At 73.5% G+C, this 17262-nt stretch carries 12 protein-coding genes; all 12 read right to left on the minus strand.

Annotated features, from left to right (window positions below; all coding sequences use genetic code 11):
- Positions 1-11 precede the first annotated feature (11 nt).
- On the minus strand, positions 12-848 hold the full coding sequence (locus ACZ4MU_RS05285) for an NAD(P)H-binding protein (protein ID WP_467871171.1): 837 nt from the start codon (positions 846-848) through the stop codon (positions 12-14).
- Between the two features lie 115 nt (positions 849-963).
- Complete coding sequence (locus ACZ4MU_RS05290; RefSeq protein WP_467871174.1) at positions 964-2451, minus strand: FAD-dependent monooxygenase; 1488 nt, start codon at positions 2449-2451, stop codon at positions 964-966.
- A gap of 204 nt (positions 2452-2655) precedes the next feature.
- Positions 2656-3072 carry a pyridoxamine 5'-phosphate oxidase family protein gene (locus ACZ4MU_RS05295; RefSeq protein WP_467871176.1) on the minus strand — a complete coding sequence of 139 codons (417 nt, stop codon included), beginning with the start codon at positions 3070-3072 and terminating at the stop codon, positions 2656-2658.
- Between the two features lie 149 nt (positions 3073-3221).
- On the minus strand, positions 3222-4742 hold the full coding sequence (locus ACZ4MU_RS05300; protein ID WP_467871179.1) for an MFS transporter: 1521 nt from the start codon (positions 4740-4742) through the stop codon (positions 3222-3224).
- A gap of 407 nt (positions 4743-5149) precedes the next feature.
- Entirely contained in the window at positions 5150-6028 is an 879-nt protein-coding gene (locus ACZ4MU_RS05305) for a sigma-70 family RNA polymerase sigma factor (RefSeq protein WP_467871182.1), read from the minus strand.
- A gap of 158 nt (positions 6029-6186) precedes the next feature.
- Positions 6187-6645, minus strand: coding sequence for a carboxymuconolactone decarboxylase family protein (locus ACZ4MU_RS05310; RefSeq protein ID WP_467871185.1), 459 nt, complete (start codon positions 6643-6645; stop codon positions 6187-6189).
- A 60-nt stretch (positions 6646-6705) separates the two neighbouring features.
- Complete coding sequence (locus ACZ4MU_RS05315) at positions 6706-7416, minus strand: SDR family oxidoreductase (RefSeq protein WP_467871187.1); 711 nt, start codon at positions 7414-7416, stop codon at positions 6706-6708.
- Positions 7417-7476: 60 nt separating this feature from the next.
- On the minus strand, positions 7477-8730 hold the full coding sequence (locus ACZ4MU_RS05320; protein WP_467871190.1) for an acyltransferase family protein: 1254 nt from the start codon (positions 8728-8730) through the stop codon (positions 7477-7479).
- Positions 8731-9072: 342 nt separating this feature from the next.
- Positions 9073-12060, minus strand: coding sequence for an FxSxx-COOH system tetratricopeptide repeat protein (gene fxsT / locus ACZ4MU_RS05325; protein WP_467871193.1), 2988 nt, complete (start codon positions 12058-12060; stop codon positions 9073-9075).
- Positions 12061-12266: 206 nt separating this feature from the next.
- Positions 12267-13505 (minus strand): FxsB family cyclophane-forming radical SAM/SPASM peptide maturase, encoded by a 1239-nt coding sequence (locus ACZ4MU_RS05330; RefSeq protein WP_467871196.1) that lies wholly within the window; start codon positions 13503-13505, stop codon positions 12267-12269.
- Entirely contained in the window at positions 13502-13789 is a 288-nt protein-coding gene (locus tag ACZ4MU_RS05335) for a hypothetical protein (protein ID WP_467871198.1), read from the minus strand. Before ACZ4MU_RS05335 ends, ACZ4MU_RS05330 begins: the two co-directional genes overlap by 4 nt.
- Positions 13786-17229 carry an SAV_2336 N-terminal domain-related protein gene (locus ACZ4MU_RS05340; protein WP_467871201.1) on the minus strand — a complete coding sequence of 1148 codons (3444 nt, stop codon included), beginning with the start codon at positions 17227-17229 and terminating at the stop codon, positions 13786-13788. The genes ACZ4MU_RS05335 and ACZ4MU_RS05340 overlap by 4 nt, the downstream gene beginning before the upstream one ends.
- Positions 17230-17262 lie beyond the last annotated feature (33 nt).

The following is a 17262-nucleotide window of genomic DNA, read 5'->3' on the forward strand; positions in this document are numbered from 1 at the left end:
CCCGGGGGCCGTCAGCCGCGGAAGGGGCCCGCGTACTCCTCGGCCCACTCGGAGAAGGGCCGCGCGGGGTGGCCGGTCAGCTTCTCGACGTCATCGGTGAGCGGGACGGGAGAGGAGCTGGCCGCCCACAGGTCGAGCAGCGCGTCCGCGATGTCGCCCGGCATGAAGTCGGGCTTGTTCGCGCGCCACACCGCCGGGGGGACCTCGGCGACCGGGATGGACCGGCCCGCGGCGGCCTCGATGGCCGCGATGTGCTGGGTGAAGGTGAGCGCCTCGGGGCCGGTGAGGTGGTACGAACGGCCGCGCAGCGAGGGGTCGGTGAGCACGGCGAGCGCCGCCTCGGCGACGTCCCGCTCGTTGACCGGGTCGGCGTAGCTGTTGGGGTAGGGCAGGCCGACCGTGCCGCGCGCCTTGAGCTGCCAGGCCCACGGCATGGCGTTGCTGGCGAGGGCGCCGCAGTTCAGCGGGGTCGAGGTGATCGAGGAAGCGGCGAGCGCCTGCTCGACGGCGAGGTGGGGCGCGGCGATCGGGTTGACGGCGGCGTCGGGGCGCAGCACCGCGTCGGCGGACATGATGACGACGTGCTCGACACCCGCCTGTTCGGCCCGCTCGACGAACTCGCCGATCGCGGCGGCCTCGCAGTACAGGAACACCGAGGTGACCCCGGCGAGGGCTGCGGGGAAGTCGGCGGGCTCGTCGAGCGCCAGCTTCACGGCCTCGACGCCCTCGGGCAGCGTGAGCTTCTCGGGGCTGCGCGAGCCGGCGCGTACGGCGACGCCCCGCGCGGCCAGCAGCCTCACGAGATGCGAGCCGACTTTGCCGCTGCTGCCGGTGACGAGGACGGTCATGGTGGGGTTCCCTTTCGGACGGTGCTGGGGGTGGGCGTGCGGCCAGGGCCTGTCCGGCGGGTAGGCGCCGGACAGGCCCTCGGCAGGGTGGCGGCCGGTGATGCGCCTTCAGCTTCTATCCGGCCACTTGAGCCGCGCCGAACCACCGCTCAAGCGCGTCCCGGAGCTTGCCGCCGTCGGGCGCGGCCCAGACGATGTGTCCGTCGGGGCGGACGAGCACGGCCTCGGGGTCCTGGTCGGCGGCGGCCGCGGAGGGCACCCAGGCGCCGGTGACCACATCGACGCGGTCCGCCCAGCCCGCGGCGAGCTCGGCGGCCTCGTACGAGTCACCGGTGGTGATCAGGACACCGCGCGCGCTGTGCAGCAGCTCGGCGACCCGGACCCGGCCTCCCTCGGCGAGCTCGACCTCGCGGCCCGGGGCCAGGCGCAGCCCGAGGAGCGGGTGGCCGGTGCCGTCGGTGTCGACGTCGTACCGGACGTCCAGGCCGCTGACCAGTCCGGCCAGATGGCGGGCGGCGTCCGGGATCTGCACCAGCTCGCGCAGCACGGCGCGCAGCGGCTCCATCTCCTCGCCGCTGAGGTAGATCAGGGACTGGGCGAGCGTGTTGCGCAGCAGTTGCTCGCCGACCGGGTGCCGCTCGGAGTGGTAGGTGTCGAGCAGGTCGTCGGGGGCCTGGCCCTTGATGGCCGCGGCCAGCTTCCAGCCGAGGTTGACGGCGTCCTGGAGGCCGACGCTGACGCCCTGGGCGCCCAGCGGCGCGTGGTCGTGGGCGGCGTCACCGGCGAGGAAGACCCGGCCCTTGCGGTAGTCGGTGGCCTGGCCGGTGGCGTTGGTCAGCGCGCACATCCAGCGGGCGCTCGCGCCGTGGATGTCCTCGCCGGTCATGCGCTCCCAGGCGTCCGCGAGCTCGGAGAACTTCAGCTCGCCCTCGCCGTGGTGCGGGCGCACCCCGGGCTCGTGGATGACGATGCGGTCGACGCCCGGCTCCAGGGTGACCGAGAGGACCATGCCGCCGCCCTCGATGCGCTCGCCGATGGGACGCATCCGCAGCCCGGCGCCGACCACGTCGGCCAGGTACATCCCGCGGGTGGCGGGCTCACCGGGGAAGTCGATGCCGGCGAGGCGGCGTATCGTGGAGCGGCCGCCGTCGGTGCCGACGAGGTACTGGGCCGCCTCCTCGCCGGGCCCGTCGGGGCCCTCGTACACGACGACGACGCCGTCCTCGGTCTCCCGGTAGCCGGTGACCTCGTATCCGCGCCGGACGGTGACGCCCAGCTCCTCGACCCAGGCGCCGAGGGTCTCCTCGGTGCGGGACTGGGCCAGGCCCATGATGCCGTAGTGGCTCTCGTCCAGCTCATCGAAGTTGATGCGGACGCCGCCGAAGTGGCCCTGCTTGCCCCAGCGGATGTCGCCGAGCTTCGTCAGCAGGCCGCGCTGGTCGAGGACTTCGGCCGTACGGCCGGTGAATCCGAGTCCGCGCGATTCTCCGCTGGGGGCCGGAAGCTTGTCGTAGAGGGCGACCTCCACACCGGCAAGGCGGAGTTCTCCGGCGAGCATGAGTCCTACCGGACCGGCCCCGACAACAATTGCGCCCTGGGTCATGTGCGCACTCCTCGTGCAGTGGATGACATGGTTCAGCCGATATGGCCGATGCTGGCAGCCACTACCTGAGTACGACTCAAGTCGCTTATGGGGCGCGGGGGTTGTTCCGTAAAAAGGGGAGACGAACAGAAAACGCGGCACCACCGGATTCATCGTCCGGGGGTGCCGCGTTCGCGGAACGTGCGGGGAATTACGGGAGGGGCCTCATGTATTGAGGTTCATGACCCGGTCGACGGCGATCTCCAGAACCACCCGGCCGGGCGGATTCGGCGGCGCCGACCAATAGCGTCTGGCATAGCGCTTCACTCCCTCGGCCACCCGCTCCGGGTCGTCCGAGACCGTGGCCGTGCCCTCCAGGGCGACCCAGGCGAACCCCTCCACCTGGCACAGGACGGCCCGGCCGCCCGGGGCGGCCAGCACGTTGCGGGCCTTGCGCGAGGTGGCCACCGTCATGACCCGCGCGAGCCCCGACGCCGCGTCCCAGGTGAACCGGACGGGCGCCACGTGCGGCGAGCCGTCGGGCCGCAGGGTGGTCAGCGTGGCGACGAGCGGTTCGGCGAGGAACGCCTCCACCGAGGCGGAGACCTTCACAGCGCTCGTGCGCCCCGGGGGCAGCGACATCGCGGACACGTCCTTCCAGGCGTTCCTCGCCGGGCGCGGCCCCGGACGGACCGGCCCCTCAACCGACCGACGGCGCTCCCCCGCGGACAGCGGAGGAGCGCCACGGCCTGCCCGGCCCTATGCGGCGAGCGGGCGGTTCACAGGGGTCATCACTTCTCGACGCCAGCGGCCTCGGGCGTGCCCGCGGCCTCCGGGTCGCCGGTGCCGTGCGCGTGCGCCGAGCTCATCGACTGGGCGCCCTTCGGCATGAAGAACAGCGCGACCAGCAGGGCGCTGAAGCAGAGGATCGCGGCGGCCAGGAAGGCGTGGTGGTTGGCCGTCGCCTGGATGTCGTGGATCTTGCCGGCGTCACCGCCGGTCTTGGCGAGCTTGTCCTCCAGGCCGTTGTACGCGATGGTCGCGATCACGGCGAGACCGAGGGCGCCACCGGCCTCCTGGCTGGTGTTGATGAGACCGGCGCCGACACCCGCCTCCTCGTCCGGGATACCGACGAAGGCGGCGATCTGCAGGGTCACGAAGACCATGCCGCAGCCGAGGCCGAGCAGGATGAACGCGGGGAGCAGGTCGACCACGTAGGAGCCGTCGGCCGGGGCGCGCCACAGCAGGAGCAGACCGCTGGTGGTGAGGGTCAGACCGACGGCGAGCACCGGGCGGGCCGCCACCTTGGCGATGATGCCGGAGGCGGCACCGGCGCCGAAGGCCACCGAGACGGCGAGCGGCACATAGGCGAAGCCGGCCTTCATCGGGGAGTACCCGAACGCCTGCTGCATGAAGAGGCTGGCGAAGAAGAACAGCGCGCCGAACGTACCGAAGACGAGGATCGCGGAGATGTTGGCGACGCGCATCGTCTTGAGGCGGAAGATGCGCAGCGGCATCATCGGCGCCTCGACCTTGGTCTCGATGACGATGAAGGCGGCGAGCAGGACGGCGACGCCGACCAGGCTGCCGATCGTGCGGGTGGTGCCCCAGCCGACGTTGATGGCCTCACCGAGGGTGAAGATCAGGAGCAGCAGACCGGCGGTGAGCGTCCCGGCGCCCGCGAAGTCGAAGCGCTGGCGCGGGGCGTCGGACTTCGACTCGGGGACGATCTTCGGGGCGAGGATGGCCAGCACCACGCCGATCGGCACGTTGATCCAGAAGATCCACTCCCAGCCGGGGCCGTCGGCGAGGACGCCGCCGAGGATCACACCGAGGATGGAGGCGATACCGGCGAGCGAACCCCACACACCGAGCGCCTTGTTGCGCTCGGCGCCCTCGGGGAAGGTGTTGGTCAGGATCGACAGCGCCGCGGGGGCGATCATCGCGGAGCCCAGGCCCTGGAAGCCGCGGGAGGTGATCAGCATGGCGGCGTTCTGCGCCAGACCCGAGGTGAGCGAGGCGAGGGCGAAGATCAGGAAGCCGCTCATGAGGAACTTGCGCCGGCCGAAGGTGTCGGCGAGCCGTCCGCCGAGCAGCAGGAAGCCGCCGAGCACGGTCGAGTAGGCGGTGACGATGTAGTTCAGACTGACATCGGACATGTCGAGGCCGTCCTGGATGGACGGCAGGGCGAGGTTCACGATCGACACGTCGATGAAGACCATGAACTGGCCCAGGCACACAAACGCCAGGATCGCACCGGGCTTGAAACCAGCCCCGGGTCCCGACCGCGCGAGTGAGTCGGCGGCAGCCATTACGAGACTCCTAAACTATGCAGGATCGAGTAGGTGAGAGCGCCCCCGGCGATGCCGGGTGGCTGCCGGACACAACCGCGGTCGGGTACCGAACGCCGCCCGAGAGTTCTGTTCCGGACGCGGGACGAACGTGTCAAAGGCCGCTCTCCATCGGGGGCTTGTCGTACGGGCGCCCCCGAACGAGGGCGACGGAGGCCCCGCCGGCGCTGCCCCCCTCGGCTCACCGGCCCGGACTCGTCCGTCACTGATATGACGGATCGCGCACGACGAATGTGACCGCTGGACGAAAAATAGTTTTAGAACAGCATCTGACCTGCGGCGATGCCTCCCTGGACGGACGAAGGCCCGGGTCCGCCGCAGCGGTCCCGGGCCGTTCCCGCCCGCGTACGCCCTCAGGGGGCGCGGGCTCAGGACTCCAGCAGGACCAGGTCCAGCGCGTCCAGGCGCGCCGGGTCGGTGATGACCTCGATCTCGGTGATCACCGAGTCGGCGAAGCAGAAGCCCATCACCCGGAAGGTCGGCTTGCCGCGGTCGGCCACCACGCCCGGCGAGCCGTCCACCAGGGCGGGCTCGGCGGACTTGGCGAACTGGGCGAAGGTGAGGGCCTGCCGGGCCACCGAGGCGGCGCCGCGCAGCACCGTGCCGCCGGGGCGGTCCGCCGCGTACGAACGGGCCACGACATCGGGGTCGAGCACGGCGACCAGAGCATCGAAGTCGCCGCCGCGGGCGGCGGTGAGGAACGCCTCGACGACCTCGCGCTGGCGGGTGAGGTCGGGGGCGGGCGGGGTGTTCACGCCCTGGACGCGGCGGCGGGCCCGGCTGGCCAGCTGCCGGGCGGCCGCGGGGCTGCGGTCCACGATGGGCGCGATCTCCTCGAAGGGCACCGCGAACATGTCGTGCAGGACGAACGCGAGGCGCTCGGCGGGGTCGAGCGTCTCCAGGACGACCAGCAGGGCCAGGCCCACCGAGTCGGCCAGGAGCGCCTGGTGCTCGGGGTCGGCGCCGTCCTCCGGATCCAGGGCGGGCTCGGTGACCTGTGCCTCCAGCGGGTCCTCGCGCCGGGCCCGGCGCGAGCGCAGCATGTCCAGGCAGACCCGGCCCACGATCGTGGTCAGCCAGCCGACCAGGTTCTCGATGTCGTCCGTCTCGGCGCGGCTGAGCCTCAGCCACGCCTCCTGAACGGCGTCGTCGGCCTCGCTCAGCGAGCCGAGCATCCGGTAGGCCACCGCTCTCAGATGGCTCCGGTTCTCCTCGAATCGCTGCGCCAGCCACTCGCGCTCGTCCATCGGTCACATCCTTCTGGTTCGCGTTCCGTCAATCCCCTGACGAACCGACCCCGGCAAATGTGACAACGTCCGCCGCCGGCGGGCTCGTTCGCCGGTCCCTGCGCCGGCCAACTCCCGCACACCGCCGGGGACATGGACCCCGGCGGTGTGCGCGGCCGCTACCAGGCCTGGCCCGCCTGCTGGTGGGTGGCGGCGTTGAGGCGGTTGAAGAGGTTGACCACACCGATCTGGAGGACCAGGGCGGCCAGCTGCTGCTCGTCGTAGTGCGCCGCGGCCTCGTTCCACACGGCGTCCGGCACGGCGTCCTCGCGGTCGGCGAGCCGGGTGACGTGCTCGGTGAGCGCCAGCGCCGCACGCTCGGCGTCGCTGTAGAACGGCGTCTCGCGCCAGGCGCCCACCGAGAAGATGCGCTCCTCGGAGACGCCCGCCTTCTGCGCGGCCTTCGCCGACGCGTCCAGGCAGGGGCCGCAGCCGTTGATCTGGCTGGCGCGCAGGTGGACCAGTTCGAGGGTGGCGTCCTCGACACCGGCCTTACGGATCGACTTGATCAGGCCCAGGATGGCCGTCATCGCGTCGGGCAGCACCTGCGCCGGGTTCTTCATCCGGGGAGTGGACATCGTTGGTCTTCCTTCAGCAGTACGGGTGGGGAGAAGTGGGGGGAGTCGGGGGGAAAGCCCCTACCAGGGCAGGGCGCCCTGGTCCTGGACGAACGTGGCGGTGGGGCCGTCCGCGTCCAGGGTGGCGAGCTTCACGGCGATCGCCGCGCCCTGTTCGGCCGACTTGTAGCCCTCGCCGCCGGTGATGTCGGTGCGGCACCAGCCCGGGTCGACCGCGTTGACCTTGATCGGGGTGTCCCACAGCTCCTTGGCGTAGGACACCGTGATCATGTTCAGCGCGGTCTTGGAGGAGTTGTACGGCAGGTTGTTCACGTGCCAGATCGGGTGGTCCTGGTCGAGCACGTTGGTGAGCGAGCCCATCTCGCTGGACTGGTTGACGATCCGGCCCGCCGGCGACTTGCGCAGCAGCGGCAGGAAGGCGTTGGTCACCGCGACCACACCGAAGACGTTCGTCTCGTAGACCGAGCGCATCGTCTCCAGCGAGGTGACGCTGGGCTTTCCGTCCTCGTGGGAGACGGTGATGCCGGCGTTGTTCACCAGGATGTCGAGCTTGCCGTAGGCCAGGTCGATATAGGTGGCGGCCTTCTTGATGCTCTCCGGGTCGGTCACATCGATGCGCACGAACGGCTGACCGAGCTCCTCGGCGGCGGCCCTGCCCAGCTTTTCGTCGCGTGCGCCCACGATCGCGGTGATTCCCAGCTCGCCGAGCTGGCGCGCGATCTCGAATCCGATTCCTTTGTTGGCACCTGTGATGAGCGCGATGGTCTTCATGGGGGGAATCCTTACAGTCGAATCTTGAACTCCACTTGAATGCAAGTGGTTCGGAGCGGGTCAGCTCGCCGCGGCCTTGGGGTGCCGGGGCTTTGACCAGTTACGGGTGATGGGGCGCTCGACGAGTGCGTACAGCGCCCAGGAGGCGAGCAGGGCGATCGTGAATTCCACGAGGACGATGCCGATGGTCTGCGGCACCGAGTACAGGTCGTGACCGAGCCACTTGCGCACATAGGCGAGGACGACGAAGTGGACGAGGTAGAAGGCGAACGACACTTCTCCCAGCCAGATCATCACGCGATTGCGGAAGGGTGTGAATTGTTCCCTGGAGTCGGCGATGGCGGCGGCGGCGATCAGGAAGATGATCGGGATGATGGTCATGGACCGCTGCGAGTACAGGAACGGCACATGGGAGCACCACACATAGCTGCCGGCCAGCAGCACGGTCGACCAGGTCATGCCGATGTTCCACCAGCGGCCGTTGAGGACCGCCTGAGCGACGAGCATGCCCAGCGCGAAGTCGAGCAGGCGCACGGGCGGGAAGTTGTAGGCGAACCAGTACTGGTCGGTGGAGGCGCGGGCGCCGAGCGCGAGACCGCCGGGGAAGTTCGGGTCGTCGGGCAGCAGGAGGTAGGTGAAGAACGGCGTCGCGATGATGGCCGCCGTGACCCCGGATATCCAGTACTTGAGGTGCCCGGCCCGGATGCGGCGGAATACCTTGTGCAGCAGCGGGAAGGAGAGATAGAAGAGCAATTCGCATCCCAGCGACCAGCTCGGCTGGTTCACACTGGAGATCACGTCGAATTTAGGGACCCAGACGTGGACCATGAGCAGGTTCAGGATCGCGGTGCGCGTCGGCGTATAGGCGGAGGCGAAGAGGACCATCGCCAGCAGCCAGGTGATCGCGTAGTTCGGGTAGATCTTCACGAGTCGGCGGCGCCAGAAGGCGCGGGTGGTGTCCGTTTCCCGGACGGCCCAGGTGAGCACGAATCCGCTGAGGACGAAGAAGAACGTGACGCCGAGGGCGCCCGCGTTGCGGGTGACGTCGAACCAGTCCATCGCCGCGTCGTCGTCCTTGACCAGGCGCAGGAACGGGAACGGCAGTCCGGTGTGGTTGAGGAAGACCAGGAGGGCCGCGGGGAAGCGCAGTCCCGTCAGGGAGGGCAGCCGGCTCGCCTCGGGGCGCAGCCAGCCGTCGCGGGTGGCGACCGTGCGTAACCCGGTCGCCTTCCCCAGGCGTCCGGTCCGCGCCCGGCTGGGCGCTCCCGCCGCCGCGGCCGGCGGCCCGGCGCCGATCGTGTCGCCTTGAGTCATGGCAAACCCTCCTGGAGGCATGAGGAGTTGGCCTCTCGCCCCGGCAGGAGAGAGGTCCGGCACGTCGAATCGTCGCCCACCGCAAGGGAGCGGCCCTTGAGCGGTGTCCCGGGCCTCATCAAGGATCTTGATGATCGTGCTCCGCTTCAAGACGGGGCCGTGCGCGGCAGCGCGGAGTTCGGCCACGAAGCACAGGAACTGCCCGTCCAGGTACAGGAATCGGCAGCTCCACGTCAGCGGAGTGTCAGAGAAACGTCAAATCCCGGCCAAGGGTGGCCTTGCTCACACTCAGGACGCCCCCGACGGACGGCCGCCCGGCGCCGCCGCCCGGCGCCGGTCACCTCACACCGGCATCGGCTCGAAGTCCCAGTACGGCCGGGCCCCGCTCCTCATGTACGCGCTCTGGCGGTGGTTCTCCCCCAGAGCCGCCGTCAGGGTCGTCACCGCGTCCCGGAGCAGCTCGGCGGCCTGGGCCCGGCGGCCGAGCGCCCGCAGGTCCTGGGCGAGGCCCGCCTGGAGGTTGACCGCGAGGACATGTGTCTGGCCGACCGAGGTGACCGCCCGCACCAGCGCGGAGCGCCCGAGGTCGGCCGCGCCCGGCAGGTCGCCGTCGGCGGCCCGCGCGGACGCGGTGTTCAGGGCGCACCCCAGCGTCCAGGGGTGGACATGGCCCAGGGCCCGGGTGAAGGCCCGCAGATTCCGCTCGGCCAGTTCGCGCGCCGGGCCGTGCTCGCCCATCTCGCGCAGCACCAGGGCCACGTTGTCGTACGCGCCGATCGTGTACGGGTGTTCCGGGCCCAGCAGCCGTTCGTACCCGGCGGCCGCCTCCGAGGCAAGCCGGTGCGCCTCGTCGTGGCGGCCGAGCTCGCGCAGGAGCATGGCGTAGTCGCAGGTGTACGCGGTCGCCTCGGCCCGCCGCAGCATCGCCTCGCGGGCCTCCTGGAGCAGCCCCCTGGCCCGCTCGGGCTCACCGTCGCGGCGCAGGCACAGGGCCAGGTTGTGCTGGGCCATCAGGGTCTGCGGATGGTCGGCGCCCAGCACCTGGCGGTGCAGGCGGTGGTTGTACTCCTGGATGGTCAGCGCCTCCCCGTACCGCCCCATCAGGCGGAGCATCTGGGCGGTGAAGGAGCCGCACTGGAGGGTGAGGTGGTCCTTGCCGCCCAGGACGGAGATGCACTCCTCCAGGACCTCCTCGTGGCGCGAGAGCGACTTGGCGTAGTGCCCCTGGAGGGCCAGGGTGACCGCAAGGTTGTGGCGGATCGCCAGGAGCCGGGGCACCTTCCAGTCGCCCAGCAGGGCCGCGGTCTCCCCCGCCGCCTCCTCGAACAGGGCGCGCGCCTCGGCGTACTTGCCGAGCACCATCAGCGTGCCGCCCAGGCCGTTCTTGGCGCGGACCACCTCGATGCCGCCGCGGCCCTCGGCCATCAGCCGCCGGAGCGTGTCGCGGCCCAGCTCCTCGGCGCGCCCGTACTCGCCCAGCTGGCGGTAGTTGTGCGCGAGCTGGTGGGTGGCGACCAGGACCAGACCGTCGGTGGGGCCCGACACGGGCCGCCAGGACTCCACCGCGAGGCCGCTGAGCCGGCGCCCCTCGCGGAACTCGCCGCGCACCCGCAGGTACTCGACGCAGTTCAGAACCAGGCGGCGCACGTCCGGGTCGGTGGAGGTAAGCGCGCCGGAGGGCTCCAGGTGCGGGATGAGCTCGGCGTAGCGCGGCCAGTTGTGCGAGCCCGCCGGGTCGCGCGGATCGGCGGCGACCAGCACCCGGCAGGCGGTGGCGGTGGCCCGCTCGTGCTCCTGCTCGGGCAGGCTGGCCCGTACGAAGCGGTGCAGCAGCCGGTGGATGCGCAGGGAGCCGACGGTACGGGTGCCGAGCCGGCCGGGGTCGTCGTACTCCAGCGGTGTGGAGGTGACCCGGGAGAGCGTGCGCAGCGCCGAGTTCCAGCTGCTGGGGTCGGTGACCAGGGCGGCGAGGTGCTGGGGCAGATCGCTGACCCGGGCGTTCTGGAGCAGGCGCAGGGGGACGGAGTCCGGGGAGAAGTGGGCGAGGAGCTTGAGCAGCTCCCACGCCTCCGCGGAGGTCTCGTTGAGGCTGTTGAGCGTCCTGGACCAGGCGGCCTGGAAGCTCGCCGGATACTCGCGCGAGGGCATGGTGGAGACGGTGTGCGGGTCGTCCTGGCTGATCCCGCGCACATAGTCGTCGATGGAGGCCGCCGGGTTGTTGGCGATCCAGGTGGCGGTCTGATCGAGCAGCAGCGGCAGGTCCTGGACGGCCTCCGCGAGCCGGTCCGCCTCCTGCTCGCCCAGCCGCTCGGCGCGCCGCCGGGCGAAGGCGACGCTCTCCTCCCGGTCGAAGGGCGGCAGCTGCACCAGCTGGGCGCCCAGGCCCGGCCACTCCGGCGAGTTGGCGGTGACCAGGACGTGCCCGGGGCCCTCGGGGACCAGCTCCGCGACCGCCTCCGGGCTCTCGACGCCGTCGAAGACCACCAGCCAGCGGCGGCAGGACGCCTCCAGCGCGCCGCGCACGGCCGTGATGACCTCGCCCAGCCGGCTGCCCTGGGACAGGCCGAGGGCCGGGGCGAGCGCCGCGAAGCCCTCGCGGGCGCCGGCCTTGGCGGCGGCGCCGACCCACCAGACGATGTCGTACTCGCCGGCGAACCGGTGCACGTACTCCATCGCCGTCTGTGTCTTGCCGACCCCGCTCAGCCCGTGCACCACCACCCGGCCGCCGTCCTCGCCGGCGGCGGCCAGGATGTCGTGGATGCGCTCGAAGGCGTCCTCGCGGCCGGTGAACTGGCGGTTGCGACGCGGCGCGTTCCAGATCGCCGGGCGGTCGTCGGGGAAGCGGATGGGCCGCTCCAGGACCACTCCGTCGGGGCGGGCGGCCGGACCCGCGCACTCCAGGACCCGGCGGCGCGCCTCGTCGGGGCCGACCCCGCGCAGCGCCGTCGGGCGCAGGGTGGCGGCGGCGGGCGGCAGCGGTCTGGCGGTGACGCTGACGGCGGCGACGCGGTCGCGGTGCCGGGGCAGGGTGTCGCGCAGCAGCCGGGCCCAGCCCTGGTACTTCTCCGAGTCGAACCGCAGGTACCAGTCGTCCAGGACGACCAGGATGCGGCCGGGCGGCTCCAGCAGGTCGGCCAGGGCGGAGTCGGCGGGCTTGAGGTGCAGCGGATCCCATCTGATGAGCACGGCGGGGTGCCCCGCCCGCTCCAGCTGCTGGCCGATCCAGTCGGCCCAGGCCTGGCTCTGCCCGGCGAAGAGCACCGTGACGCGGGGTGATTCCTCGGCCGGCTCGGGCGGCGTGGGCTCCACGGCACCCTCGTGGTCGGACATGCGGCGGACTCCCTCGGCTCGGGCCGGAAGCTGCTGGATGTGCGCGCACCTTCAATTGTGCGTCACGCTGCGTCCTCCCGGGGGACAACCCCCGGACCCCCAGCCGGACAAGCGGGAGGGCCGGGCGCCCGGTAGGGCTCTGCCGGGCACATCGGGGTAAGGACGGCTGAGTCGCGTATCACGTGTCGGTGAGCGGGAGTTGACGGTCACGGGCCTCCCCGCCGGGGTCCGTCGGCTTCCGCGAGCCGGGCCGCGATGTGACGGATGAGGCGCTCCAGGTCGGCGCAGTAGACGCTGGGGTGGAGGAATCCGCTGTACGGGGCGTATCGGTGCGCGTAGTTGCCGCCCCCGCACACCTCCCGTACCGGGCACACCGCGCAGTCTTGGGAGAGCCCGGCGGTCCCCGACTGGCGGGCGGCGAGGCCGGGGTGGCGCAGTGCCCGGTCGAAGGAGTGACGGAAGACGTCGAGTCCGGTCGCGGAGGCGCCCTCGTACGCGGAGCGCAGCGCGCCCGTCTGCTCGATCGCGCCGTCGGTCTCCACCACCACCGCCACCATCGGGGAGAGCCCCACCGACTCGACCGTGCTCGCCGCGCCGAGGAGCAGCGCCACGACCTCCTGGAAGAGGCGCACCCCGGTCCGCATCCGGTCGTCGTCCCACCACAGGTCGAAGACCCGCACCAGCCAGTCCCCGTACGGGGTGGGGCGCTGGCGCCGCCCGGGCACCGGGGCCGGGTCGATTCCCGGGGGCGGGGCGGCCCAGTTGCCGTGCGGCAGGAGCAGGTCGATGCCGGGCGGGCGCAGCGCCAGCAGCGAGCGGTAGACGTCCCCCGGGTCGGCGGCGAGGTCGACGGTGCACAGGATGCCCGCGTACGCGCCGGGGCGCCGGGCCAGCAGCCGGGCCGCCTCGGCGACGGCGGGCCAGGAGGGGCGGCCGCGGCGGTCGGTGCGGCGGGTGTTGAGCCGGGCCGCTCCCCCGTCCAGGCTCAGCCCGACCCGGACGCGGGCGGCGGTGAGGCGGTCCAGGGTGCGGGGGGTGAGCAGGGTGCCGTTGGTCTGCACGGTCGCGGTGACCTCGCAGCCGCCGGGCACGACGCCCCGGACCGCCTCGCGCACGGCCCGGCGCACCTCCGCCGTGTACGCCAGGACGGGTCCGGCGCCGCCGAGCAGCGGCTCGCCGCCGTGCAGGTCGATACGGAGCGCGGTGAGGCGGTGGGCGGCGGCGTGCTCGGCGATGCGCCGGGCGGTGCGGCGCACGGTCGCCTCCGGGACCCGGGCCGGGCGCTCGCGCCAGCTCGCGTCCTGGCCGCGGTAGATGTAGCAGTAGTCGCAGGCGAGGTTGCACCGGCTGTGGACCTTCAGGACGAACTGGCGCAGCGGGACGGGCCGCACGGTCTCCGGGTCGAGTTCGCGGTGCGGCCAGCGGGGCTCCCCGGCGGTGGTCACGGCGCCCTCCCGGAACCGTCGCCGGGGCCGTCGACGGGGCGGGCCGAGGGCGTGTCCGCGAAGTACGCCCCCGCCTCGTTGGGGGACGCCCCGGCCGCCGGGGCGTCGCTGAAGTAGGCCCCGGCGCGCCCGCCGGGTGCGGGCCGCCCCCGCAGACCGGCGAGGACGGCGGCCAGGACGGGGTGGGCGCACTCGTCCGGGGCGCGGGCCGCCAGGGGGCGCAGGGCCGGCAGCGCCGCGGGGTCCGGCCGCGCCCTTCCCCCGCCGGTCGCGGTCGCCGTCACGACGCTCCCAGCTCGCCGTCGAGCCGGTCGGTCTCCGCCCGGCTCAACGCCTCGGCCTTGTCGCGCGCCGCCCCCGGGGGCGCGGCGGACAGGACGCGCAGAACCTCGCGGTACTCCTCCCGTGCCCGGGCCGGGCCCGCCGTGCGCTCCAGGAGCAGCGCCCGCGTCCGGCGCGCCTCGGCCTCGGTCAGGGGCTCCCCGGCCGCGTGGCTCTCCTGGGCGGCGCGCAGCGCGTGGTCGGCCGCCTCGCCGAGCCGGGCGGGCGAGCCGGTCCGCTCGGACAGCAGCCGCAGCACCTCGGCGCGCAGCAGCCAGATCCGGGCGAGGACCGCGGGGCGGTCGGTCGCCCGGGCCGCGGCGCCCAGGATCCAGTGGGCCTCGTGCAGATCGGAGAGGACCTCCTCGGCGTGGAAGCGCCCGACGTGGGCCGCGCCCAGCAGATAGCGGCGGCGGGCCAGTTCGGGGTCGGACTCGGAGGTCTCGTCGAGCGCCCGGCGCAGCGCGCGCACCGCGCCCCGGGCGTCCTCGACGGAGTCCGTGTCGCGGGCGCGGGCGGTGAGCGCGTCGCCGAGCTCGGCGCAGGCGGCGGCGCGGCGCGGGTCGTCCGGGCCCATCAGCTCCAGCGCCTCCGACCAGGCCACCACGGCCGAGTCGAGGTGGACGCGGCTGCGGGTCGTCCCGTACCGCTCGCGCAGTACCTTCGCCATCCGCAGCAGGCACACGGTCTGGGCCTCGCGGTCGGGGCCCGCGTAGCGGCGGGCCTGGTCGAGGGCTTCGAGGACGGTGAGCCGGGCGGCGTCGTCGGAGTCGGTCCGGGAGAGCTCCACGGCGTCGGCGACGTCCAGCCAGGCGCGGCTGACCTCGGCGTCGCCCACCGAGCCCGGCGCCAGGGTCTCGAACCCGGCGTAGAGGTCGGCGGCGGCGCGCTCGGCGTACGCGCGGGCGGTGAGCGCGGCTCCCTCGCCCCCGCCCGCGGCGGCGCGGCGGGCGAGGGCGAGCAGCAGCGCCCCGCGCAGCAGCAGGACGTCGGCGGTGCGGCCCTCCTCCAGGAGCGCGTCGGTCACCTGGACCGCGTTGTCCAGGCAGCCGCCCGCCCACGCCGGCTCCAGCTCCGCGAGGCGGCGCAGCACCCGCACCCGGGCCAGCGAGGCGGCCCGCCAGTCGGCACGCTGGGCGGCGGAGGCCGGGGGGATGCCGCTGACGATCGCGAGACTGCTGTGGGCGCGGTTGAGCAGATGCACGGCGACCTCGTGGGGCGAGCGCGCCTGCCGGGGCCGCGGTTCGGCGGCGGTCGCCGCGACGGTCGTGGGCGTCTCGGGGGCCGTGGGCGTCTCGGGGGCCGTGGGGGCCGTGGGGGCCGTGGGCAGCCGCCAGGTCTCGCCCGGCCGTCCCGGCGGCCCCTGGGGCCCGGTCAGCGCCCGTAGCCACCAGGCCTCGTCCGCCCTCGCCCGGCCCGACTCCGCCTCGTCCGCCATCGCCTCCAGGACGCGGGCGAGGGTGAGGTGGGCGCGACGCTCGTAGGGCAGGGCGTTCTCCACCGCCGACAGGGCCTCGCCCAGGTCCTCGCCCAGGCGCCGCAGCTCCCAGCGCAGCAGCAGGGCCCGCGCCAACTCGCCGTACAGGTAGGCCCGTTCGGCGACGCGCTCCTCGGCGCGCACGGCGGCGCTCAGCAGTTGGACGCCCATGTCGAGGTCGCGGACCGTGCCGTACGCGCGGAAGCGGTCGAGGCAGTCGCGGGCCCGGTCGGACAGCTCGCGCGGCCCGGCACCGCCGCCGCCCGGCTGAACGAACTGGTCGGGCCGGCCGAAGCGGCGCAGCACCTGCGCCGAGACCCGGGCGAAGACCCGCAGCCGGGAGTCGTCGGCGGGGCCGGCGGGCGCGCTGCCGCCGGGGTCGACCGAGCCGGCGAGGACGGCCGCGGCCAGGGCGGGGAAGTTGCGCACGGTCCGCCCGTAGCGCCGCTCCACGTACTCCGAGCAGTGCTTGAGGACGAGGATCGCGCTTCCGGCGCCGAGCAGTTCCAGCAGCTCCTCGCGCACCCCTTCCAGGAAGGCGTAGCCGGGCAGGCCCGGCCCGCTCTCCTCCTCGTCGGTCCGCAGCAGCCCGCTGAGCAGCACCTCCGCCAGCACCTCGGGGCCGCTGTCGACCAGCATCGCCCGCTGGACCAGCTGCATCACCGGCAGCACCAGCGGCGCCGCCGACAGGCACGCGGCGAGCTGGGCGGCGTCGGGCGAGGCGGTGGCGCAGAACGCGGCGACCCGCTCGCCGGGCGTGAGGTCCTGCTCGGCGCGGGCGCTCCCGGCGGCGGGGGCGTGGTCGGCGCGGACCCGGCCGACGGCCGCCTCCATGGTCTGCTCGGCGGAGCCGCTCACCAGCCGCGCCCAGGCGCCGAACGACGACTGGCGCAGGGCGAGCACCGGGACCGGCAGCCCGCGGGCGTCACGGCCCCGCTCGGGCCTGCGCGCCTGGAACTCCAGCCGCCCGGCCGGGCCCTCGCGGCGCCGCAGCACCCCTTGCCGGGTGGGCAGATGGGTGGAGCGCCACATCCGCTGCGGCAGGGGCTGGACCACCGCGAGCGGGGCCGTGTGCGCCCAGCCGTACAGCAGCCGCTGGAGCCGGCCGCTGCGCCACATCGGGCCCGCGCAGTCGCTGAGCAGCAGCGTGAGCCGGCGTCCGCCCGGGTCCCAGAACTGGGAGGGGTCCACGAGGTGGCCCCCGTCGACGACGCCGGTGCCCACGCGCGGCCCCCCGTCCTCACCCTGGTGCAGAAAGTGCGTGCGCACCTCGCGGAAGGCCCCGGCCCGTTCGCACACCTGGCGCAGCTCGTCGAGGGTCTGCTCCCACACCACGGTCGAGGAGGAGACGTCCATCACCAGGGCGAGCCGTGCCTGGCGGCGGCGGTCGGGCCGCAGCACCGGCAGGATCAGCCCGGTCTCCGCCGCCCGGTCGGCGGTGGCCTGCTCGTCCAGACGGCGGCCGGTGGTGCGGGCGGGCGGGCGGTAGTGCTGGAGGGGACGTAACGCCCGTTGCAGGGCGAGCGGTTCGGGCAGGGTGGCCGCGGCGGGGGCCGCCACCCGCACCCCGCCCGGGCCGGCCGCCGGGTGCGCGCCCCCGGCGCCCCGGCCGGGGCCGGTGCCGGTGCCGGGCCCGGGAGTGAACAGCTCGGCCTGGCCCCCGTGTCCGGGTGTCGTGGAGCGGCCGGGAACGCCCTGGTCGGGGAGGTGTTCGGCGGGAGCGGGGTCCGCCCCGTCGAGGGGGTCGGGCGGTTTGACGCCGGGGCCGCCCGCGACCGGCGGCACCGACTCGGTCGCCTGGGGCCGGGGCCGGGCGAGCGGCCCGGCGAACTCCGCCAGCCACAGCGCGTCCGCCAGCTCCTGGGCCGTCGGCTGGATCTCCGCCTCCCGAAGGCGCGCCACCAGGGCCGTGAGGGTGGAGCTCACGGCGCTCTGGGGAGGGCGCGGGTCCCGGGCGGC

Source organism: Streptomyces sp. NPDC026377 (assembly GCF_055567715.1).

Coding starts and splice junctions, on each gene's coding strand:
- ACZ4MU_RS05285 (WP_467871171.1), bottom strand. CDS start 848: ATGACCGTCCTCGTCACCGGCAGCAGCGGCAAAGTCGGCTCGCATCTC.
- ACZ4MU_RS05290 (WP_467871174.1), bottom strand. CDS start 2,451: ATGACCCAGGGCGCAATTGTTGTCGGGGCCGGTCCGGTAGGACTCATG.
- ACZ4MU_RS05295 (WP_467871176.1), bottom strand. CDS start 3,072: ATGTCGCTGCCCCCGGGGCGCACGAGCGCTGTGAAGGTCTCCGCCTCG.
- ACZ4MU_RS05300 (WP_467871179.1), bottom strand. CDS start 4,742: ATGGCTGCCGCCGACTCACTCGCGCGGTCGGGACCCGGGGCTGGTTTC.
- ACZ4MU_RS05305 (WP_467871182.1), bottom strand. CDS start 6,028: ATGGACGAGCGCGAGTGGCTGGCGCAGCGATTCGAGGAGAACCGGAGC.
- ACZ4MU_RS05310 (WP_467871185.1), bottom strand. CDS start 6,645: ATGTCCACTCCCCGGATGAAGAACCCGGCGCAGGTGCTGCCCGACGCG.
- ACZ4MU_RS05315 (WP_467871187.1), bottom strand. CDS start 7,416: ATGAAGACCATCGCGCTCATCACAGGTGCCAACAAAGGAATCGGATTC.
- ACZ4MU_RS05320 (WP_467871190.1), bottom strand. CDS start 8,730: ATGACTCAAGGCGACACGATCGGCGCCGGGCCGCCGGCCGCGGCGGCG.
- fxsT (WP_467871193.1), bottom strand. CDS start 12,060: ATGTCCGACCACGAGGGTGCCGTGGAGCCCACGCCGCCCGAGCCGGCC.